Annotated in this window: 17 protein-coding genes and 1 pseudogene; 7 read left to right on the top strand and 11 right to left on the bottom strand. The window is 63.3% G+C overall.

Annotation, left to right across the window (positions count from 1 at the left end):
- Positions 1 to 228: 228 nt before the first annotated feature.
- The 4 genes from AC2YI2_RS21600 to AC2YI2_RS21615 all read left to right on the top strand — a co-directional run bounded on the left by AC2YI2_RS21600 (position 229) and on the right by AC2YI2_RS21615 (position 3,960).
- Entirely contained in the window at positions 229 to 1,050 is an 822-nt protein-coding gene (locus AC2YI2_RS21600; protein WP_487388658.1) for an ABC transporter permease, read from the top strand.
- Entirely contained in the window at positions 1,047 to 1,838 is a 792-nt protein-coding gene (locus AC2YI2_RS21605) for an ABC transporter permease (RefSeq protein WP_487388552.1), read from the top strand. The genes AC2YI2_RS21600 and AC2YI2_RS21605 overlap by 4 nt, the downstream gene beginning before the upstream one ends.
- Positions 1,838 to 2,890, top strand: a complete 1,053-nt coding sequence (locus AC2YI2_RS21610) for an ABC transporter ATP-binding protein (protein ID WP_487388553.1) — start codon at positions 1,838 to 1,840, stop codon at positions 2,888 to 2,890. Before AC2YI2_RS21605 ends, AC2YI2_RS21610 begins: the two co-directional genes overlap by 1 nt.
- Positions 2,891 to 3,030: 140 nt before the next feature.
- Positions 3,031 to 3,960: an NADP-dependent oxidoreductase gene (locus AC2YI2_RS21615; protein WP_487388554.1), complete on the top strand. Its 930-nt coding sequence runs from the start codon at positions 3,031 to 3,033 to the stop codon at positions 3,958 to 3,960.
- Here the strand turns inward: AC2YI2_RS21615 and AC2YI2_RS21620 are convergent, their stop codons facing one another.
- On the bottom strand, positions 3,961 to 4,668 hold the full coding sequence (locus AC2YI2_RS21620; RefSeq protein ID WP_487388555.1) for a hypothetical protein: 708 nt from the start codon (positions 4,666 to 4,668) through the stop codon (positions 3,961 to 3,963).
- A gap of 349 nt (positions 4,669 to 5,017) precedes the next feature.
- Between AC2YI2_RS21620 and AC2YI2_RS21625 the strand changes: the two genes are divergently transcribed.
- Together AC2YI2_RS21625 and AC2YI2_RS21630 are read left to right on the top strand one after the other, a co-directional pair.
- Positions 5,018 to 6,817, top strand: a complete 1,800-nt coding sequence (locus AC2YI2_RS21625; RefSeq protein ID WP_487388556.1) for an NAD(P)/FAD-dependent oxidoreductase — start codon at positions 5,018 to 5,020, stop codon at positions 6,815 to 6,817.
- Positions 6,818 to 7,256: 439 nt separating this feature from the next.
- A pseudogene (locus AC2YI2_RS21630) lies at positions 7,257 to 7,367 on the top strand (4-hydroxyphenyl-beta-ketoacyl-CoA hydrolase); the annotation flags it as partial.
- Between the two features lie 61 nt (positions 7,368 to 7,428).
- Here the strand turns inward: AC2YI2_RS21630 and AC2YI2_RS21635 are convergent.
- The 8 genes from AC2YI2_RS21635 to AC2YI2_RS21670 all read right to left on the bottom strand — a co-directional run bounded on the left by AC2YI2_RS21635 (position 7,429) and on the right by AC2YI2_RS21670 (position 15,797).
- Entirely contained in the window at positions 7,429 to 8,457 is a 1,029-nt protein-coding gene (locus AC2YI2_RS21635; RefSeq protein WP_487388557.1) for a branched-chain amino acid ABC transporter permease, read from the bottom strand.
- Positions 8,457 to 9,344 (bottom strand): branched-chain amino acid ABC transporter permease, encoded by an 888-nt coding sequence (locus AC2YI2_RS21640; protein WP_487388558.1) that lies wholly within the window; start codon positions 9,342 to 9,344, stop codon positions 8,457 to 8,459. Before AC2YI2_RS21640 ends, AC2YI2_RS21635 begins: the two co-directional genes overlap by 1 nt.
- Positions 9,344 to 10,066: an ABC transporter ATP-binding protein gene (locus tag AC2YI2_RS21645; RefSeq protein ID WP_487388559.1), complete on the bottom strand. Its 723-nt coding sequence runs from the start codon at positions 10,064 to 10,066 to the stop codon at positions 9,344 to 9,346. Before AC2YI2_RS21645 ends, AC2YI2_RS21640 begins: the two co-directional genes overlap by 1 nt.
- A complete protein-coding gene (locus tag AC2YI2_RS21650; RefSeq protein ID WP_487388560.1) occupies positions 10,066 to 10,788 on the bottom strand; it encodes an ABC transporter ATP-binding protein in 723 nt (240 codons plus the stop codon). Before AC2YI2_RS21650 ends, AC2YI2_RS21645 begins: the two co-directional genes overlap by 1 nt.
- A 47-nt stretch (positions 10,789 to 10,835) precedes the next feature.
- On the bottom strand, positions 10,836 to 12,149 hold the full coding sequence (locus tag AC2YI2_RS21655) for an ABC transporter substrate-binding protein (RefSeq protein ID WP_487388561.1): 1,314 nt from the start codon (positions 12,147 to 12,149) through the stop codon (positions 10,836 to 10,838).
- 35 nt (positions 12,150 to 12,184) lie between these two features.
- Entirely contained in the window at positions 12,185 to 13,099 is a 915-nt protein-coding gene (locus tag AC2YI2_RS21660; RefSeq protein ID WP_487388562.1) for an alpha/beta hydrolase, read from the bottom strand.
- 53 nt (positions 13,100 to 13,152) lie between these two features.
- Positions 13,153 to 14,253: an NAD(P)-dependent alcohol dehydrogenase gene (locus AC2YI2_RS21665; RefSeq protein WP_487388563.1), complete on the bottom strand. Its 1,101-nt coding sequence runs from the start codon at positions 14,251 to 14,253 to the stop codon at positions 13,153 to 13,155.
- 71 nt (positions 14,254 to 14,324) lie between these two features.
- Positions 14,325 to 15,797, bottom strand: a complete 1,473-nt coding sequence (locus tag AC2YI2_RS21670) for a benzaldehyde dehydrogenase (protein ID WP_487388564.1) — start codon at positions 15,795 to 15,797, stop codon at positions 14,325 to 14,327.
- A gap of 340 nt (positions 15,798 to 16,137) precedes the next feature.
- Here AC2YI2_RS21670 and AC2YI2_RS21675 point away from each other — a divergent pair, with 340 nt between their 5' ends.
- On the top strand, positions 16,138 to 17,931 hold the full coding sequence (locus AC2YI2_RS21675) for a sigma 54-interacting transcriptional regulator (RefSeq protein WP_487388565.1): 1,794 nt from the start codon (positions 16,138 to 16,140) through the stop codon (positions 17,929 to 17,931).
- A 140-nt stretch (positions 17,932 to 18,071) separates the two neighbouring features.
- Here AC2YI2_RS21675 and AC2YI2_RS21680 read toward each other — a convergent pair whose 3' ends face one another.
- Positions 18,072 to 18,989 (bottom strand): proline iminopeptidase-family hydrolase, encoded by a 918-nt coding sequence (locus AC2YI2_RS21680; RefSeq protein ID WP_487388566.1) that lies wholly within the window; start codon positions 18,987 to 18,989, stop codon positions 18,072 to 18,074.
- Between the two features lie 66 nt (positions 18,990 to 19,055).
- Positions 19,056 to 19,835, bottom strand: coding sequence for a LuxR family transcriptional regulator (locus AC2YI2_RS21685; protein ID WP_487388567.1), 780 nt, complete (start codon positions 19,833 to 19,835; stop codon positions 19,056 to 19,058).
- Between the last annotated feature and the right edge of the window lie 32 nt (positions 19,836 to 19,867).

A 19,867-nucleotide genomic window follows, 5' to 3' on the forward strand; every position in this document is an offset into this window, starting at 1 on the left:
CCCACAAGGGGAGAGGTAAACCCGCGGCGCTCACGGTGCCCCAAGCTAGGCCGCGATCGCGGCACCCTACCTCTCCCCTTGTGGGAGAGGATACGAAGGCCGGGTGAGCAACGCGAACCCTTGGCCGAAGTTGGTGAGGGGTAAAACTCTCAAGTCGTGACTCTCACTGGCGGATAGATCTTGGCAGACATCGCTTACATTCCGCATGACTCCCCCCTCCGCAGGGCGATGCCACTCCTCCTGCCCGCCTATGTCTGGCTGGTCATCGCCATCTTCCTGCCGCTGTCGGCCATGGTCTTCTTCAGCTTCATGAGCGACATGCCGCTCACCGGCCGCGACTGGTCGTTTACGCTACAGAATTACCAGGCCTTCTTCGCGACCGGCATCTACATTACCCTGCTCGGCTCCTCGCTCCGGCTTGGACTTGAGGTGACCTTCTGGTGCCTGCTGGTCGGCTTTCCTGCGGCCTATGTGCTGGCCAAGGTGCTGAAGGGCCGCAGCCGCGAAGCGGTGTTCCTGCTTGTCATCCTGCCCTTCTGGAGCAACGGGCTGGTGCGCATCTTCTCGTGGGCGATGGTGCTGCGGGAGGGCGGCATTCTCGACACGATGCTCAACGCCGTGCTGCCGTTCAAGATCAATATCGACCTCATGTATTCCTACCCGGCTGTGATCATCGGGCTCGTGCACAGCTACGTGCCCTATGTGGTGCTGACCTGCTATCTCACCCTGCAGGCGATCGACGACAGCCTGATCGAGGCCGCGCGGTCGCTCGGCGCCTCGCGGTTCCGGGTGCTGAGAAAGATCATCCTGCCGCTCGCGGTACCAGGCATCGTCGCCGGCGCAGTGCTGATCTTCGTGCCTGTTGTCGGCTCCTTCATGGAGCCGCGAATCTTGGGCGGCCGCACGGGTACCTTCTACGGAACCGTGATCGAGGACCAGTTCGTGGCGGTGTTCAATTGGCCGCTTGGGGCGGCGCTATCCTTCATCCTGCTCGGCGTCGTGCTGGTGATCCTGGCCGCTGCCTCCCCCATCATGCGGAGGGCGCAATGAACGGGCTGACGCGCACGCTGAACTGCCTCGGCAAGCTCTATGTCGGCCTGCTGCTGCTCTTTCTCTATCTGCCGATCATCATCATGGCGCTGATGTCCTTCAACGCCTCACCCTTCTACATGCTGCCCATCGAGTGGTCGACCGTGTGGTACGAGACCTTCTTCGCCAACAGCCAACTGATCGCGGCGACCTGGAACAGCGTGTTGATCGCCGTGATCACCACGATCGTCTCCGCGATCCTCGGCACGGCAGCCTCGCTCGCGCTCTATCGCTACGATTTCCCCGGTAAGTCGGTGCTGCAGGCGGCGCTGTTGCCGCCGATCGCCATTCCCTGGCTGATCACGGGCACGGCGATGCTGATCTTCTTCTTCGGCGTCGGCATCGGCCGCGGCCTGCATGCGATCATTCTCGGCCACGTCGCGCTCGCCCTGCCTTACGTGATCATCGTCGTCAACGCGCGGCTCAAGACGCTGGCGCCGGAACTCGAGGAAGCGGCGCGGTCGCTCGGCGCCAACCAGTGGCAGGTGACGCGGCGGGTGACGCTGCCGTGGATCGCGCCGGGGATCATCGCCGGCGGGCTATTTGCCTTCGCCGTGTCCTTCGACCAGTTCGTCGTCTCTTATTTCCTGGCGACGCCGGGACAATCGACCCTGCCGGTGGAAATCTATGCTGCGATCCGCAAGGGCTTCACGCCCGAGATCAACGCGGTCTCGACCATCATCATCCTGCTGTCGATGGCAATCATGCTGATCACCGCACGCTTCTACAAATTCGGGGGAGAGCAATAGTGGCAAGCGTCGAGGTCATGAATCTCTCCCGCACATTCGGCAATCACAAGGCGCTCGACGACGTCTCGGTGCGCTTCGATGATGGCGGCTTCTATGCGCTGCTCGGCCCCTCGGGCTCGGGCAAGACGACGCTGCTCCGGATGATTGCCGGCTTCGATTTCCCCAATGCCGGGCGGATCGAGATGGACGGCGAGAGCGTCGAGCGCGTGCCGCTGGAGAAGCGCCAGATCGGCATGATGTTTCAGAACTATGCGCTGTTTCCCAACATGAACGTCGCCGACAACATCGCCTTCGGGCTCGAGGTGCGCGGCCTGCCGAAAGCGGAGATCCGGGACAAGGTCCGGGCCGCGCTCGACCTCGTCAAGCTCGGCACCTATGGCGAGCGCAAGCCGCATCAGCTCTCCGGCGGCCAGCGCCAGCGCGTGGCGCTCGCCCGCGCCTTCGTCATCAATCCGCGCGCGCTGCTTCTCGACGAACCGCTCGGCGCGCTGGACAAATCGCTTCGCGTCGACATGCAGGTGGAGCTCAAGCGGATCCAGCGCGAGATCGGCATCACCACGATCTTCGTGACCCACGACCAGGAAGAGGCGCTGACCATGGCGGACAGGGTCGGCATCTTGAAAGATGGCCAACTGGTGGAAGAGGGTGAGCCGGAGGAGATCTATAACCGTCCGCGAAGCCTCTTCGCCGCGACCTTCCTGGGCGATGCAAACATCCTGTCCGGCACCTGGTCCGGCGACGCTATGGTCATGGCCGATGGAACGAAGATCCTGGTGTCCGGTGCGGAGCGCCACAGACCCGGCGAGCCGATGCAATGCGCGATCCGTCCCGAGCGCATGCAATTCGCTCAGGCAACCACACCGCCCTTCGAAAATACACTGGGCGGCCGCGTCGTCCGTAAGATGTTTTCGGGTGTCAATTCCACCTATCATATCGAGACTGCAGGCCGCGAGATCCGGGTCGTGGTAACGAATTCCGCCGACATCCGCTTCCAGGAAGGCGATCCTGTGAGCGTAATCTGGTCGGCGGCCAATACCTTCCAGGTCAACTAGGGCGCCACGTGATGGGGCGCTGCTCGTTCAGCGGAGCCCATCTTGCGAGAGGACATATTTTATGTCTAAACCTTCTCAGCCCAGCCGATGCCGCATCCTTCATTCTGGCAGCGGCGATCTCGCCTATAGGGACAATCAGCATGAAGGCAGCGCTCTACAGATCGTTCGGCGGGCCTGATGTGCTTGAATATGTGGACGCGCCTGATCCGGTTGCGGCAGAGGGCGAGGTGCTGGTGCGGCTGGAGGCGGCTTGCGTTGCACCGTTCGACTGGAAGCTGCGCCAAGGCCTGTTGCAGGACCATTTCAAGACGGCTTTTCCCTTTGTTCCGGGGCGCGAAGGCGCCGGCGTCGTCGAAGCGGTCGGCACTGATATTGCGGATCTCAAATTGGGCGATCGTGTCTGCGTGCTTGCTGGCGCAGCAAGGGGCGGCATCTATGCGGAAAAGGTCACGCTGCCCCGCCGGAATGTCGCGCTCATAGCCGCTTCCCTCCCACCAGTGCGCGCAGCGGCCGGACTGAACGCCGGCATCAATGCCTTGGTATGCTTCGACATGGCCGACGTGAAGCGCGGCCAGCGCGTGCTTGTCCATGGCGGCGCCGGCGCGGTCGGCGGCATCCTGGTGCAGCTTTGCCACGCCGCCGGCGCCCATGTCGCAACCACCTGCCGCGCCTCCAACAAGGACTATGTTGCCGGTCTCGGCGCCGATAGAGCCGTGGCTCACGACGGTGAAGATTTCGGCACCCTCCGCGATATCGACGTCGTCTTCGACCTGATAGGCGGGGCCGTCCACGACCGCTCCTATGCCATCATGCGGCGTGGCGGCCGGCTGATCTACCTGAACGCCCAGCCAATCATCGATCGCGGCGCGGAATTCGGCGTCACCGTCACGCTCGGCTACAGGGGGCCTGCCGACGAACCGGACATGATCGCCAGGGTCATCGACATGATGGCGTCCGGCGCCTTCCGGCCGCAGGTCTCGTCAACAATGCCGCTCTCGGAAGCAGCGGAAGCGCATCGGCTCATCCAATCCGGCCAGGTCACGCGTGGCCGGCTGGTTCTGACCATGTAGTCAGCCGGGCAACGCCTCTTCGGTTGCCATCGGATAGTGGAAAGTGCCGCCTTCATAGGGCGGGAACTTCTCGAAATCCCGCCGGAGCTGAAGCCGGGCCGGCGAAGCCAGCGCTGCGGTCAGCGCATCGGCGCTGTCGAACATCACGCGGTTGCGCTGCATATGGTTGGCGCGCGGCCAGGGCAGGCTGCCACACCAGTCGACGCGCGACAGAATCTCGATCGAACGGATGCCCGGAAACTGACGCATGACCGGAGGGTGACTGGCGATGTAGTTCGCGAGCCAGAGATTGAGATCGGCGGCAGGTCCCGCATAATGCACGACGAAACTGCAGGGCAGACCGGACGGACCGGGCCGCACGACGGGATCGTCGACCGGAAATGGCCGCGCATAGAAGGCTTGCTGGCTGATCGCGAGATCGCCAAGCTCCCCGAGCAGACCGGTGCCAACGAGAGGCGCGAGCGGTCCCCCGGCCGACGCTGCGGCCTCCAGCGCGGGCAATTCGGCGAAGTAGAGCTGGAGCGACAAGGGCGGAGGCGTGCCGTCATCGATGAATTGGTCCCTTGTCGTTTCGGGCGTGAAAATCAACGCCCGTTCGAGGCCGGCGACGCCAGCAAGCAGCGTCCTGAGGGCCGGCAGCGCGGGCTTCGGCAAACCAACCGCACGGTTGGGCGGACTTTCAAAAGACAGGAAGTAAGCAAAGGACATCGGCTGTCACCTACACAATCTCGATTGGTTCGAAGGGTTTGAATCGGAATATCAGCCTTGTTTCAAGATCTCCGTCGCTCAATGTCGGCTACTTATTCCACAGCTTGATAAGGCGCAAGCATGCGACAGTCCAGGCAACTGCGGATTGTGAGCAAACCGCGGATATGCGACGATCGCTTCGGGAGGAGCGCTCGATGGCGTCGACGCTTTCGCATATCCGCGAGATCGAGCACGCCGCCTTGGGCGATGCGAGTGCCGGGGATGCGCCGCTCATCCGGTCCTGGCTGCGCTGCCCGACGGCTACCGGCTCGATCCCACCGTCGCCCAGGAAGCCCAGGAGGAGAAACTTATGCTCGAAAAAACCCCGACGACCCGCATGCAGGCCCTTCTCGACAAGTTCGGCGCCGCACTCGAAGGCGGCCGCATCGACGAAGCGGACGGGATGTTTGCCGACGAATGCTACTGGCGCGACCTCGTGGCTTTCACATGGAATATTAAGACCGTTGAAGGCCGCGATCAGGTGCGCGACATGCTGCAATCACAGCTCGCCACTACGAAGCCGTCAAACTGGAGCGTAGCACCCGGTGAAGAGGCGACGGAAGCCGACGGGGTGCTGGAGAGCTGGATCACCTTCGAGACCGAGGTCGGCCGCGGCTATGGCCTCGTGCGCTTCAAGAACGGCCTGATCTGGACGCTGCTGACCACGCTCGCCGAACTCAAGGGGCATGAGGAGAAGGCTGGCTTTACCCGACCGCTCGGTGCCAAGCACGGCCAGAATCCCGGCGCCAAGACCTGGAAGGATGAGCGCGAGGACGAAGCGCGCACGCTTGGCTACGAAAAGCAGCCCTATGTTGTCATCATCGGCGGCGGCCAGGGCGGCATCGCTCTTGGCGCGCGGCTGCGGCAGCTCGGCGTGCCGGCCATCATATTGGAGAAGAACGACCGTCCCGGCGATTCCTGGCGCAAGCGTTACAAGTCGCTCTGCCTGCACGACCCGGTCTGGTACGATCACTTGCCCTATATCGACTTCCCAAAGAACTGGCCGATCTTCTCGCCGAAGGACAAGATCGGCGACTGGCTGGAATTCTACACCAAGGTCATGGAGCTCAACTACTGGACCCGCTCCACCGCCAGATCCGCAAAATGGGATGAGGCCAAGAAGGAATGGACCATCGTCGTCGATCGCGACGGCCAGGAGGTCACACTCCGGCCAAAGCAACTGGTCTTCGCCACCGGCATGTCGGCCAAGGCCAATGTCCCCAATTTCAAGGGCCGCGAGACCTTCAAGGGCGACCAGCACCATTCGTCCCAGCATCCCGGACCGGATGGCTACAAGGGCAAGAAGGTCGTCGTCATTGGCTCGAACAATTCGGCGCATGACATCTGCGCGGCGCTCTACGAGGCCGGCGTCGATGTCACCATGATCCAGCGCTCAACGACGCATATCGTAAAGTCCGACACGCTGATGGATATCGGCCTCGGTTCGCTCTATTCCGAGCAGGCGCTGGCGAATGGCGTGACCACGGCCAAGGCGGACCTGATCTTCGCCTCCCTGCCCTACCGGATCCTGCATGAATTCCAGATCCCGCTCTATGAGCAGATGCGGGAGCGCGATGCGGATTTCTATGCTGGGCTGGAAAAGGCCGGCTTCCAGCTCGACTGGGGTGCTGACGGCTCCGGTCTGTTCATGAAGTATCTCCGCCGCGGCTCCGGCTATTATATCGACATCGGCGCCTCACAGCTCATCATCGACGGCAAGATCAGACTCGCGGCCGGACAGGTCGAGGAAATTACGGAGAATTCCGTCAAGCTCACCAACGGCACGGAGATCCCGGCCGACGTCATCGTTTATGCGACCGGCTATGGTTCGATGAACGGCTGGGTGGCCGATATCGTCGACCAGGCGACGGCCGACAAGGTCGGCAAATGCTGGGGCCTCGGCTCCGACACGCCAAAGGATCCCGGCCCGTGGGAGGGCGAAGAGCGCAATATGTGGAAGCCGACCCAACAGGAGGCCCTCTGGTTCCACGGCGGCAACCTGCACCAGTCGCGCCACTATTCGCAGTTCCTGTCGCTGCAGCTCAAGGCGCGGATGGAGGGTATCCCGACACCGGTCTACGGGCTGCAGACGGTGCATCACAAGGGCTGACGACAGCCGGATCGCTGGTTGGCACTTCCCGTGGTCGACGGAGCTATCCATGGGGGAGTGAAGCAGCCATCGGACGAGGAGAGAACAGCAGACCCACATGTCGGCTCTTCACCGGCCAGACAATTGGAGCCTTCGGTTCAAAACCCTCGTCCGACCGCTGTTTTGTTCGCCGAAAAGTGCGGCCGGTGTCATTGCATCGGCGACGAGCTTGTTATCCGCAGGCGACAGAGCAGATGGTCGGCCTACACCTCATCCTTGATGTCGCGCGGATTGTCCGGATCGGCGAAATGCGTGTCGAGATCTACAACCGCTTCGAATTCTCCGCTCTCCCGAATCCAGGCGTTTGCCTCCTGGCGCGGCGCGTCGCGCTTGTCGCTGTAGTATCCCTCCAGCGGACTGCCTTTCAGCGCGTTCCGGAACGGGGTCAGCGTGCCGCTGCGTCATCTTCTCCGTCGATGCCGAACGCGAGACCGGCTTTCGCCGCTACGAGAATGAGGAAGTGGCAAAGATCGCGGCTGAGAATTCCGACATCATGATCCCCTTTGCCTCAGGCTGTGAGACCATTTGCCGGGCCGTTTGGGCCGGCCGCTCGGCGGAAGGGCCGTCAACAGTTAGTGGCGCGCCTCTTCGTCTTTCCCCTCGCGCAAAACCGTCCCCGTGGGAAGCAGATCGCCGTCGATCTGCTTCCGCACCAGCCCCCACAGCCCGTCCGGCAGCGCCAGCGCAAAGGCTATCGCCACTGCGCCCAGGCCGAACAGGTACCAGGCGCCATAGTCGCCAAAAACCTCCTGCAGCAGGAAGAAGACGACAGCGCCGAGGATCGGCCCCTCGAACGTCTTGAGCCCGCCGACCAGAACCATGAACAGCATGAACACCGTCCACTGCACTCCGAAATTGGTGCGCGGCAGGAATGTGATGGCGCTTGCCAGCCACACCACGCCGGCGAGCGCCGAGCCGAAGGCGGCGACGACATAGATGATCTGCTTGGTCCTGGTGATATCGATGCCGACGGAACGGGCCGCGTCCTCGTCGTCGCGGATCGCCTGCGCGGCGCTGCCCGTCCGGCTGCGCAGCAGCCAGAAGGTCAGGACGAGGAAGCCCGCCATGGCCGAAAGCCCGAGCCAATAGGTCATGTTCCGGCGGAAATCGGGATCGTAGACATTGAGTGCGATCAGCGAATTGCCGGTATCGCCCTGCACCAGCGGATCGAACATCACGATGATGCGCAGCACCTCCGCCAGCACCCAGGTGGCGATGGCGAATTCGCCATCGCGGAGTTTCAGCACATAGAAGGAAAGCGGGATCGCGATGAGACCCGCGCCGGCTGCACCGGCAATCAGGGCGATCCATGGGTTCATGCCGGCCTCGACGAAGCGCAGCGTGAGATAGGCCCCGGCCCCGAAATAGCCTTGTTGCCCGACCGACACCAGGCCGGCAAAGCCCGCCAGCAGGTTCCACACCACGGCGAGGATGACGTAGACCCAGAGTGTGGTCAGCTTGTCCACGGCGCTGGCCGACAGCAATAGCGGCGCGACCAGCAGTCCTACAAGCAGGATCGCCGAGAGCAGGACCGTTGCCCTGCCGGAGCGGTTCCAGCGCTCGAAGGTAAACCGTCCAACCGACTTCAAACTCCCATGCATCACCGACCCCCAGTCAGAAGAGTGCGAAGGCGGATCAGGCCGACGCCCTGAAAACGCAGCGCCAGAACCGCGAAAAACACGAGATGTCCGGTAAGCTGGAAGAGCTGCGGCGAGACGATGGCGCCAAAACTCTGCGCGACCCCGAGCACGATGCCGCCGATCAACGTGCCCCAGAGCGAGCCGATCCCGCCGATCACCACCGCCTCGAAGGCGAAGATCAACTGCGCCGGCCCGGCATAGGGACTGATCAGCGAGCGCATGGCGAGTGCCGCGCCGGCAAGGCCGGCAAGCGCCACCGCGATTGCCACCGCCGCGCGCTGGATGCGTTTCGCCTCGATTCCTGAAAGCTCCGCGGCCTCGAGATCGGAAGACGTCGCGCGGATCGCGCGGCCGAGCCTGGTATAGCTGAGGACGAGTTGCAGTACGGCCAGCAAGAGGACAGCCGCGACGAAGGTCAGCACCGGCAGCTTGCCGACCGTAAGCCCGAACGGCAGGTTCCAGGAGGCCCAGGACAGGTTGCCGATATAGTTGCCGAGCGACTTCGCATCCGACGAGAAGGCACCATAGATGCCGTTCTGAAGCACGGCGCCGAGGCCGAATGTCGTGAGCAGCGGCAGGAGAAACCCGCCGCGCATGGTCCGGGCGAAGAGCAAGGCCTGAAGCAGATAGCCCAGCACAGCCAGCACCGGGATCATCAGCAGGATGGCGTATCCGACGGGCATGTGGAGCCGCTCGACGAACAGCAGGACGATATAGGCGCCGAGGATCGCAAGATCGCCATGGGCGAGGTTGATGAAGCGGATGACGCCGAACATCAGCGACAGGCCGGCGGCGAGAATGGCATAGTAGCCGCCGAGCAGGATACCTTGAACAAGCGCGTCGAGCATCAATGCACCTCCGCGCCGGACATGGTCTCAAGCCCGAAATAGGCGCTGGTGATCTGGTCATGGCTCAGTTCGGCCGCCTTGCCTTCCAGCACCACACGCCCTTCGAGAAGGCAGATGATGCGGTCGGCAAAGGCGATTGCCCGCGCCAGATCCTGTTCGACGACGATCATCGCGGTCTCGCCTTCCTGCTTCAGCGCCTCAAGCGATTCATAGAGCCCGCCGATCGCGATCGGCGAAAGTCCGAGCGACACTTCGTCGAGCAGGATGACATCCGGGCTTGTCATCAGCGCCCGGCCGATGGCGACGGCCTGACGCTGGCCGCCCGAGAGATTGCCGGCCACCGAATTGAGGATCTGGCGCAGGACCGGCAGTGCGGACAGCACCCGTTCGAGGTTCCAGCGCCCCTTGCGGCCGTTCTCGCCGGCAACCTGGAGGTTTTCGCGTACGGTCATGTCGAGAAAGAGCCGGCGTCCCTCGGGCACCATGGCGAGCCCGGCCGCCACGCGTTTCGCCGGCGACCAGGTGCTGATATCGGTCCCGCCCAGCCGGATCCGCCCAGCCATTTTCGTGTGAACGCCGGTCATCGACCGGAACAGCGTTGTCTTGCCAGCGCCGTTCGCGCCGATGATGGCGAGCACTTCACCCTTGCGCACGCTCAGCGACACATTCCTGACAGCCGTAAGCAGGCCATGACATGCCACCACATTTTCGACCTCGAACATTATTGCACTCCCCCGAGATAGGCGCCGACCACGGCGCGGTCGGCCATCACTTCGCGCGGGTCTCCTTCCGCGATCACCTGGCCCGCGCTCATGCAGATCAGCCGGTCAATCACCTTGAGCAATGCATGCAGGATGTGTTCGATCCAGACGATGGTGACGCCGGATGCCTTGAGGCCTGATATCAGCGAGACGAGAATGCCGAGCTCCGCCTCGGTCAACCCGCCGCCGATCTCGTCGAGCAGCAGCACCGTCGGCCCGGTCGCCAAAGCGCGGGCAAGCTCGAGCCGCTTGCGGTCGAGCAGGCCGAGCGTGGCGGCGGGCCGGTTGGCGAGCGGCAGGAGACCGCTTCGCTCGAGAGCCTCGGCGGCGAGGGCTCCTGCCTCAACGCCCCGTCGTCCGGAACCATGCTCGGCGGCCACGAGGACATTTTCGAACACGCTCATGCCGAGGAACGGACGCGGCACCTGATGGGTCCGGCCGATGCCGGCGCGACAGCGTGCCGCCGCATCCGCCCTGGTGACGTCGGCCCCCGAGAACAAGACCGAACCGGATGACGGCACCAGCGAGCCGGCAACGACCGAAAACAGTGTCGTCTTGCCGGCACCATTGGGCCCGACGATTCCGAGCGCTTCCCCTTCCGCGAGAGTGAAGTTCACGTCCTTCAGCACCTGGAACGAGCCGAAGGTCTTGTTGATGCCGCTGCCCGAAAGAATTTCCGCCATGTTTCCCCCGACAGCGGGCGCCGGCACGCGACGCCCGCCCCTTCCAATCAGCCCAGTGTGTAGGCCTTGAGCGGCGCGGTGATCGGCACGCGGTCGATCAGGATGTTCGAGGTCACCTCGAGCTTGAACGGGAATTTGCCTTCTTCGTCCTTGAGCCATTGCGTGCCGACGAGCCCGGTGGCCGCCATGCTGGGTGCAGGACCATTGGTGAAATCGACCACGCCGGTGGCGGTTTCGACATTCAGCGTCGAGATCGCCTTGGCAACGGCCGCCTTGTCCTTGGGATTGCCCGAGGCCTTCAGCGCCGCGATCGTCGCATCGAACAGCGCCATCTGGGCGCCCACCTGCTGGCTCCATGGCTTGCCGGTTGCGATCTCGAAGCCGGCGGCGAGGTCTGCGCAGGTGCGTCCCGTCACCGGGGAGACGAACGGAAACGCCTTGTGCCAATAGGCACCCGACGCAACGCCGTTGCCGAGATCCCCGAGCGCCTCCATTTCCGGCTCGAATAGCCCGGCCTTGGCGACCTGCACGATCTTGATCTGCTGGGCGAGCCCCTTCTGCGCCGCCTGGCGCCAGAAGACCGGGAAATCCGGCGGGAACGGGAAAGTGTTGAAGATCTCGATGCCGGCATCTTTGAGCGTGGCGATCTGCGCCGAGAAATCGGTGATGCCGTTCTCATAGGGTCCGGCATCGGTCACTTCGAAGCCGGCCTCCTGCAGTGCCGGGATCATCACGCCGCGTATCGCATTGCCGTCGGCGTCGTTCGGCAACAACAGGCCGACCTTCTTGTTGGTTTCGATCTTTGACCACTGATCAGCATAGAGGGCAGCGAAGTCGTTGGCGCCGAACGAGAAATGGAAGGTCCATTTGTAGGGCGACGGCTCGCCCGGCTTAGCGCCGCGGCCGTAATAGATCGCCTCCCAGGGGGCAACAGTCGACAGGCAGGGCGTGCCGGCCGCCTCGCAGGTATCGGCGACGGGATTGACCGTTTCCGGCGTTGAGGATGTCATCACCATATCGACGCCATCGGAGGAAATGAGCTCCTTCGAGACTTTCGAGGCGTTCACCGGGTCCGATTGTGTGTCCTTGAGGATGAAGTTGACGGCATATTTCTTGCCGCCGATCTCGATCCCGCCCTTCAGCGCCTCGTTGACCAGGCCGAGCACATACTCGTCCGCCTCCGAGAAGGGGCTGAGCGGGCCGGAGCGCGCATTGACCCAGCCGATATTGATCGTATCGCCACCCGAGGCGAATGCCTTGCGGATGGTCGCCGGCATGGCGAATGCGGCAGCGGCGCCTCCCGCGACGCTGCCGGTGGCGCGCAGCAGGCCGCGGCGCGTGATATCAGAATGCTTGCCCATATTGTCCTCCCAGACCAAGAGCGTTGGAAAAATCGTCAGACCGCGACCCGTCTCACCATCCCGGATCGCAGATGCTCGCGGAGAAAGCTTCCGGCTTCCTCGATCGACTGCATGCCCTCGTCGAGCATCGGCGCGAAAAGCTGCCAGGAATGCACCATGCCGTCGAAGACCTTGAGTTCTGCCGACACGCCCACAGCCTTTAGCCGCTCGACGACGGTCACCGAATCGTCGCGCAGGATTTCCCAGGAGCCGACCTGGACGAGCGTCGGCGCTAGCCCGGTGAAATCACTGTAGAAGGGCGTGACCAGCTCCGACTTGCGGTCGCCGGTGCCGACATAGACCGCGTTGAAAAGCTGCATGAGGCCAGGCGTCAGGAGCGGCGCATCGGTCACGGAGTGATGCGAGTCGCCCACGCTTGCGAGATCGAGTGCGGGCGACATCAGCACCAGCGCCCCGGGCTGCGGCAGGCCTTCCTTCTTCGCCCGTACGGCAACCGAGAGCGCAAGATTGCCGCCGGCGCTGTCCCCGGTCAGCGCGATCGCCGACGAATCATAGCCCTGCGCCAGTGCCCATTTGTAGACGGCGAAGGCATCGTCATGCGCGGCGGGTGCCGGATGCTCAGGCGCCAGCCGATAGTCCGCCGCCAGCACCGCGGCACCCGAAGTCCGGGCGAGATGGGTGGCGATCACCCGGTGCGAGCGGCTCGAACCGAAGAAGAAGCCGCCGCCGTGATAGTAGATGACCAGCCGGCGCTCGTCGGTCTCCTCCCGGCGGATCAGGTCGCCGCCACAGGGTCCGGCGGGGACCCGCTCGATCATAGAGCCATCGGCGATCGGCGTCTGCGCGTTGATGCCCTCGAACCATGCTCGCATCATATCAGGCGTGGCGTTTTCGGGCGGCGGGTTCTGGCTGCTGATATCGAGAATGAAATCGAGTTGCGCTTTCGACATGGTTTCCTCCCTGAAATGTCGGATGGGGAAAGGCCGGCGCGGCCTCCGCCCGGCTATTGCATGCGCACGATCGGCTTGATCGTCTTGCCGCTCTCGGAATCGTGGATCGCCTGGTTGATCTCGGCGAAGTCGTAGAACTTCACGAGCTTGTCGAAGGGGAAACGGCCTTGGGCGTAGAGCTCGGCCAGCATGGGAATGAAGGTGTCCGGGTTGGATTCGCCCTCGACGATGCCGATCAGGCGGCGGCCGCCGCTCATGAAATGCACTTCGTCGAGATTGATCTCCGTGCCCATGGCCGAGGCGCCAAGAATGCCGCAGGCGCCCATCGGTGCCAGCGCCATCACCGCGCCGCGGATGACGCTCGAAATCCCCGTCGTGTCGAGCGCGAAATTCAGCCCATAGCCGGTAATGGCCATGATCTCGGCCGTCGCATCGACCTTGCCGGGATTGATCGTATACGTGGCGCCGAGTTCGCGCGCCATCGCCAGCCGCTCGTCATTCATGTCGACCGCGATGATCGTCGTCGCGCCGACGACCTTGGCGGCCATCAGGGCGGAAAGGCCGACCGAACCCGATCCGAATACGGCGAAGGATTTGCCCGCCGAAACCTTAAGCGCGTTCATCACCGCGCCCGCGCCTGTCTGGATACCGCAGGCAAGCGGTCCGAGCAGTTCGAGCGGCGCCGTATCCGGCACCTTCACGACATTCACCTCGTGGCAGATGGCGTGGGTGGCGAAGGACGACTGGCCGAAGAAATTGCCATGGATGCGCTCGTCGCCTGCCGACAGCGCGCTCGAGCCATCCGTGCGGGCCGCAAAGAAATTGCGCGGAAAGAATTCGTGGCAATAGCTGATGTGATGATCCTGGCAGCTCGGGCAATGACCGCAGGAATTGAAGGTCATGACCACCTTGTCGCCGGCCTTCACCTTCGACACGGAGCGGCCGACCTTTTCGACGATGCCGGCGCCTTCATGGCCGAGCACCACTGGCAGCGGCGTCGGCAGCATGCCGTCACGCACGACAATGTCGGTATGGCAGACGCCCGTGGCGACGACCTTCACGAGGATTTCATTGTCCCTCGGCTCCTCGATATCGATGGTCTCGAGGCTGAGGTCCGCGCCCTGCGCGCGGGCGATGGCAGCTTTGATCTGCATGGTGGTCTCCGAAATGAAATGTCACGCGGGGGATGCGGGCGCCGCGGCCCGCATCCCGGTCCTGGGAGTGATCAGAAGGGATAGGGGGTCGCGGCGTCCTTGACGGAAATCCACTTCCAGGTGGTGAATTCCTCGATGTCGGCCGGGCCGCCGATGCGGGTGCCGTTGCCGGATTTGCGCGGGCCTCCGAAAGGCGCGAACGGCCCGCCATTGACCGTCTGATCATTGACATGGACCATGCCGACATCGAGTTCGTCGGCAATCCGCATCGCGCGGCCGGTATCGGCCGAGATCACGCCGGCGGCGAGGCCATAGTCACTGCCATTGGTCAGCGCGATCGCTTCCTCATCCGTCTTGAAGGTCGCGACGCAAGCCACCGGGCCGAAGATCTCCTCGTCGAAGGCGCGCATGCCGGGCGCGACATCCGCAAGCACAGTCGCCGCGTAGTAGCGCCCGTCATGGGTGCCGCCCGCGAGAAGGCCGGCGCCCTTGGCCACGGCATCGTCGACGATGGCCTGGATGGTTGCCACCTGGGCGTCCGAGATGATCGGGCCAAGCGCCACCTGATTGGTGGAGGGATCGCCGGCCGGCAGATGCGATGCCTTTGCGACCAGCCTTTCCGTCAGCGCATCGGCGATCTTTTCGTGGGCGAGGATCAGCCCCGTCGCCATGCAGATCTGGCCCTGGTGCAGGAAGGCGCCCCAGGCGGAATTGGAGGCGGCGATGTCGAGATCGGCATCGTCGAGCACGATCAGCGAGTTCTTGCCGCCGAGTTCCAGCTGCACCTTCTTGAAATGCTTGCCGGCAATCTCGGCGACCTTCGAACCGCCCCGGGCAGAGCCGGTGAAGGAGATCATCGCGATATTGGGATCGGTGCACATCGCCTCGCCGGCATCCGCACCACCCGGCACCACCTGCAGCACGCCCTTCGGCAGGCCGGCTTCCTCGAAAATGCGGGCGATGATGATGCCGCCCGAAATCGGCGTGCGCGGATCGGGTTTGTGGACCACGGCATTGCCGAATGCCAGTGCCGCTGCGATCGAGCGGACCGAAAGCACGAGCGGGAAATTGAACGGTGAGATCACGCCGACGACGCCATGCGGCACCCGCTTGGCATAGTTGGCCCGGCCGTCCATCGACGGGATCATCATCCCCATCGGCAAAGTGGCGAGCGTTGCCGCATGGCGGATGAACAGTGCGCCATGCTCGATCTCGATGCCGGCCTTGGGATAGATCGAGCCGGATTCCCGCATGATCCAGGGGATAAGTTCGGCGCCGTTCTGTTCGAGCAGGTCGGCGGCCTTGGACAAAATGCGCGCCCGGTCGGTCGGCAACGTCTTGGCCCAGGCCTTCTGGGCGGCACGTGCTTCGGCGGCGGCACGGGCGATATCTGCGGCACCGCCGACGCCGACCGAGGCGATCACTGCGCCGGTCGCCGGATCGGTCACGTCCATGACGCCGGCGGCGGTCTTCTGCCAATCAGCAAAGAAGGCGCGCCCTTGCCAGCGTTCGCTGTCCAGGAAATTTTGGTTCTCGATGTTCATTTGTTCCTCCTCCAAAAAGTGCCGGTCTGTCGTCTGAGGCGCAGGCATGGCTTCGCCGTTGCGAGCCCGGGCGTTTTTGCCAGGGTCCATTGAATTGCAGTCGCTTGACTTTCCGCCGATGTCCTCCTGCCGCCTCCTCAAGCGGTCGGAGCTAACATTGCAAAGGTCGTGCCAGAATTTCGAAAGGCATGCGGCACTTGCCGATAGGAGTCTGCAAGCGATTGATGACGCTTGTTTTTCCGTCGCGTACGGGAAGTATTTCCGCTTCTGCGGCAGGGATCTTGTGATTACGCAAATAATGAAATAGTGTTGATAAATTCATCAAATTATTAATGTCATCATGACAGGCACACAGCATCTCGACGGACTGATCTCCCTCGCCGAAGCCTCTCGCAAGACGGGCAAGATCCTCACGCGCGGCGCTTTCAGCGAACTCGATACCGGCGCGGCGCCCACCCTCACCGATCTCACCGAGGCGCTTCACTTCGCGCTCGGCGACGGCCGGATCTGGCTCAACGACCAGCGGATGGTGCTGATCCAGTCGCTGGTGCTGGGACGGCTCAGGCAGGAGATCATCGACGCCTTCGGAACGGAGACCGCCAAGGGCTTGTTCATGCGCGTCGGCTATATGCAGGGCGTGCGCGATGCCGAACTGATCCAGAAGCGGTTCCCGCAGGAAGATTTGACCCATGCCCTCGCCGCCGGTCCGCGCGTCCACACGCTCGAAGGCTTCGTCAAGGTGACGACGAAGCAGTTCCAGTTCGACCTCCGCAAGGGCACCTATTTCGGCGAGTTCTACTGGGACGACTCTTCGGAAGCCGCGGAGCACATTTCGAGCTACGGCATTTCCAGCGAGCCCGTGTGCTGGATGCAGACGGGTTATCCTTCGGGCTATACCAGCACGCTATTCGGCCGGCCGGTGATCTTCCGCGAGATCGAATGCGCCGGCATGGGCGCGCCGCGATGCTTCGTCGTCGGCCAGCATGTCGATGCCTGGGGCAAGGACGCACCGGAACGGCATTATCTCGGTCTCGACTGGAAGAGCCGGCGCTACGTGGCGGTGGACCGCCCTGCGCCGGCGCCAAAATCGTCGGGCCGGGAGCCGACGGAGGCGGTCGAGGGCCAGGTCGTCGGCGTCTCGGCAAGCTTCCTCCGCACCCGGTTGATGCTGGAGAAGGTGGCCGATACCGACGCGACGGTGTTGTTCATGGGCGAGTCCGGTGTCGGCAAGGAGCTCTTCTCCAACGAACTCCACAAGCTGAGCCCGCGCGTGCAAGGTCCCTTCGTGCCGATCAATTGCGCCGCCATCCCCGAGACCCTGGTCGAGTCCGAACTGTTCGGCGTCGAGAAAGGTGCGTTCACCGGCGCGATCCAGTCTCGTGCCGGCTATTTCGAGCGCGCGCATGGCGGCACGCTCTTCCTCGACGAAATCGCCTCGCTCACCTATTCGGCACAGGGCAAGGTGCTCAGGGCGGTCCAGGAGCGGAAGATCGAACGCGTCGGCGGCGCAAAGACGATTCCCGTCGATGTGCGCGTCGTCGCCGCCTCGAATGTCGACCTCGCGGAAGAGGTCCGCGCCGGACGTTTCCGGCAGGACCTCTATTTCCGCCTCTGCGTCTTCCCGATCGTGATTCCGCCTCTGCGTGACCGGCGCGACGACATCCCTCTGCTCGCAGCGCATTTCCTGAAACTGTTCCGCGACCGGCATCGTCGCGACGTCGCAGGCTTCACCCGGCGGGCGATGGATGCGCTGCTCGCCTACGAGTTCCCCGGCAATATCCGCGAACTCCAGAACCTCGTCGAGCGCGGCGTCATCTATGCCGAAAGCGGATCGCTGATCGACATGCAGCATCTCTTCACCGGCTTCGAGAAGGTTCCGTCCTTGTCGCTGAAACTGACAGGAGAGGGCCGCATCGGCGTGGCACCCCGCGATGGCATGGACCTGACCGGCGAACGCCGGATGATAACCGCGCCCGAAGCGCTCAAGCGCGCCGAAACCGAGCTGTATCGATCGGCACTCGAGGCTGCAGGTGGCAACGTGTCAGCCGCCGCGCGCCAGCTCGGATTGACCCGCGCCAAGCTGGAATACAGGCTGAAGAAGGTTGATTTGCTGACCCGAACGAACGAACCCTAAATGAACTTCAGGCCCGCGGATTCGCGCGACTTCCAGGGCCGGTACAATTTAAGTCAGTCATTACCCCTGGGATGGCCATATTCAGGCGTCCGCCCGAGCTCTTCAGCGGCGTCTATTTCGTGACATGAGGCGACAAATCATCATATCCGATTTGCCTCATCGTGCTCCTTCAGGAAGCCGGAAACTGTGGCGAGGCAGAGCGCCTTTTCCTCGACATGCGGCATATGGCTTGAGTCTTCAAAGAGCATCCAGCGGATGTTCGGCACACGCTCGACATAGGGGCGGACGACTTCTGGCGTTGCCTCGTCGTGACGCCCGGATATCAACAGCGTCGGCGCGGCGATATCAGGCAGTCGATCCTCGATCGTCCAGTCTTTCATCGTGCCGATGACATGGAACTCGGTCGGACCATTCATGTTGCGGTAGACCGTGTTGTCCTCGTCCATGATCGCGAATGTGCGTGCCACTTCCTCGGGCCAGGGCACGACCCGGCAGACATGCCTGTCGTAGAAGACGCGAGATGCCGCGATATAGTCCGGGTCCGTGATCGTTCCCGCGTCTTCATGCCTGGCCAATGTTGCCTGCACGTCCTCCGGCAGGCCCCGGCGCAGCCGGTTGGCCTCCGCGACCCAGGTCTGCATGTTGGCGGGCGAATTGGCGATCACCAGCGCCTTCAGACCGGCGGGCCGCCGCACCGCATGTTCGGCGCCGAGCATGCCGCCCCAGGACTGGCCGAGATAGGCATAGCGGTGCTGGATGCCGAGATGGACGAGCAGGCGATCCAGCTCGTTCAGGAAGAGCTCGACCGTCCAGAAATCGGGACCCTTTTCCGGCAGGCGGGTGGAGTTGCCGTTGCCGAGCTGGTCATAGTGGATGACAGGGCGGCCATCGAGCGCGTGGATGTCCTTGAAGGAATCGACATAGTCATGCGTGCAGCCGGGACCGCCATGGGCCACCACGAGCGGCAGAAGCGGCGAGTCGAGGGAGCCCGTGATGCGATACCAGGTGCGGTATTCGCCAAAGGGCACATAACCTTCTTCTGTCGGCAGCAATCCCACGGTCCGTCTCCATTCACCTCGAAATGTGACGGAAACATAGCGTCGCGCCGGCAGGGCGGGCAGCTATCATAAGTAATAGGGTGCGTCGTCGAGCAGGCGATAATGCGTGGCGCGCACCACCGCCTGCGTGCGGTTCTTGGCGCCGAGCTTTCGTGCTGCGGCGTTCAGATGCATGACGACCGTCGGCACCGACCGCTTGATGCTTCGTGAAATCTCCTTGGCGGAAAGCCCTTCGGCGGCATAGCGCAGGCATTCCCGCTCGCGTTCGGTGAGTCGGAGTGCGGTGCAGCTTCGGGCATCGCGGTCGAAAACCGGATATGCGCTCTCGTGGAAGACATGCGCGAGCAGCCCGAAGTCGGCCAGCGCCGCCCCAGCGGCACGCTCGAAATCCTGTTTGGCGCCGAGCCGCAGGCCGGTCACGGTGGCATAGTCGCCGCGCGGCATATGCACAGGCACGGTGACGCCGCACGACATGTCACGTTCGCGCAGATAATGGGTCACCGGCGCGGTCGCCTCGCTCATGAAGCGGTTGATCAGCGTACAGGCGTCGCGGTCGTAGTTCCAGAAGAAGGGCGTCGTGGTTCTCAGCGCGACCTGCTGCACGGGGTCGATGCGGAAATAGCCGCGGTCGCACCAGTATTCATGCATGTCGTCGGCGATGTTGCGCAGCTTCAGCAGCGACGGGATCATCAGGTCGCCGGCAAGATCGAAAGGAACGGGCGTATAGTCATAGATGAGCGCATCGAAGCCGAATGCTTTCATTGCTTCGAATGCCTGGTCGATCCGCCCGTCCAGTGTCGAGGCGGTCGAAAAGCGGTGTCTCAGCTCCGCAATGGTGTCGAGCATCTGCGGCTCCCGGTTTCCAAACGCATACCCTA

The organism is Rhizobium sp. SRI_017, from assembly GCF_057586295.1.

What these genes read in the sequence shown, in the direction of transcription:
- AC2YI2_RS21670 (WP_487388564.1), bottom strand. Translation starts at nt 15,797, where the DNA reads ATGAACATCGAGAACCAAAATTTCCTGGACAGCGAACGCTGGCAAGGG.
- AC2YI2_RS21675 (WP_487388565.1), top strand. Translation starts at nt 16,138, where the DNA reads ATGACAGGCACACAGCATCTCGACGGACTGATCTCCCTCGCCGAAGCC.
- AC2YI2_RS21650 (WP_487388560.1), bottom strand. Translation starts at nt 10,788, where the DNA reads ATGGCGGAAATTCTTTCGGGCAGCGGCATCAACAAGACCTTCGGCTCG.
- AC2YI2_RS21625 (WP_487388556.1), top strand. Translation starts at nt 5,018, where the DNA reads ATGCTCGAAAAAACCCCGACGACCCGCATGCAGGCCCTTCTCGACAAG.
- AC2YI2_RS21640 (WP_487388558.1), bottom strand. Translation starts at nt 9,344, where the DNA reads ATGCTCGACGCGCTTGTTCAAGGTATCCTGCTCGGCGGCTACTATGCC.
- AC2YI2_RS21605 (WP_487388552.1), top strand. Translation starts at nt 1,047, where the DNA reads ATGAACGGGCTGACGCGCACGCTGAACTGCCTCGGCAAGCTCTATGTC.
- AC2YI2_RS21615 (WP_487388554.1), top strand. Translation starts at nt 3,031, where the DNA reads ATGAAGGCAGCGCTCTACAGATCGTTCGGCGGGCCTGATGTGCTTGAA.
- AC2YI2_RS21645 (WP_487388559.1), bottom strand. Translation starts at nt 10,066, where the DNA reads ATGTTCGAGGTCGAAAATGTGGTGGCATGTCATGGCCTGCTTACGGCT.
- AC2YI2_RS21660 (WP_487388562.1), bottom strand. Translation starts at nt 13,099, where the DNA reads ATGTCGAAAGCGCAACTCGATTTCATTCTCGATATCAGCAGCCAGAAC.
- AC2YI2_RS21655 (WP_487388561.1), bottom strand. Translation starts at nt 12,149, where the DNA reads ATGGGCAAGCATTCTGATATCACGCGCCGCGGCCTGCTGCGCGCCACC.
- AC2YI2_RS21635 (WP_487388557.1), bottom strand. Translation starts at nt 8,457, where the DNA reads ATGCATGGGAGTTTGAAGTCGGTTGGACGGTTTACCTTCGAGCGCTGG.
- AC2YI2_RS21665 (WP_487388563.1), bottom strand. Translation starts at nt 14,253, where the DNA reads ATGCAGATCAAAGCTGCCATCGCCCGCGCGCAGGGCGCGGACCTCAGC.
- AC2YI2_RS21620 (WP_487388555.1), bottom strand. Translation starts at nt 4,668, where the DNA reads ATGTCCTTTGCTTACTTCCTGTCTTTTGAAAGTCCGCCCAACCGTGCG.
- AC2YI2_RS21685 (WP_487388567.1), bottom strand. Translation starts at nt 19,835, where the DNA reads ATGCTCGACACCATTGCGGAGCTGAGACACCGCTTTTCGACCGCCTCG.
- AC2YI2_RS21600 (WP_487388658.1), top strand. Translation starts at nt 229, where the DNA reads ATGCCACTCCTCCTGCCCGCCTATGTCTGGCTGGTCATCGCCATCTTC.